We start from the raw sequence: 470 nt of genomic DNA on the forward strand, positions 1-470 counted from the left end.
GCACCAGGACCTGCCGTTCGAGCAACTGGTCGAGGCGCTGCAGCCCGAGCGCAGCATGAGCCACAACCCGTTGTTCCAGGTGCTGTTCAACCACCAGGCCGAAAGCCCGGGCATGGTCCGTGAGCTGGGCGGGTTGCAGGTTGAGGGCTTGAGCTGGGAAGGGCAGACCACCCAGTTCGACCTGATCCTCAACACGGCCGAGCACGAGGGTGGGCTGATTGCGGCGTTCACCTATGCCACCTCGCTGTTCGATGCGGCCACGGTCGAGCGCATCGGCCGGCATTGGCGCAACCTGTTGCAGGGCATCTGCGCGGATTACGCCCAGCGCGTGGCGCAGTTGCCGTTGCTCGATGCGGCAGAGCTGGGGGCGTGGACGGCTGATGTGCAGCGCTACCCGAGCACCGAGTGCGCCCACGCGCTGATCGAGCAGCAGGCGGCACGCACGCCTGAAGCGATCGCCGTGACCTTCG

1 protein-coding gene is annotated in these 470 nt (G+C 66.8%); it reads left to right on the forward strand.

Translation table 11 applies throughout. The annotated features are described in order from the left end of the window. A partial coding sequence (locus ACODS9_RS26555) for a condensation domain-containing protein (protein WP_489095125.1) occupies positions 1–470 on the forward strand: 470 nt, incomplete at both ends.

Source organism: Pseudomonas sp. FG36, from assembly GCF_057809275.1.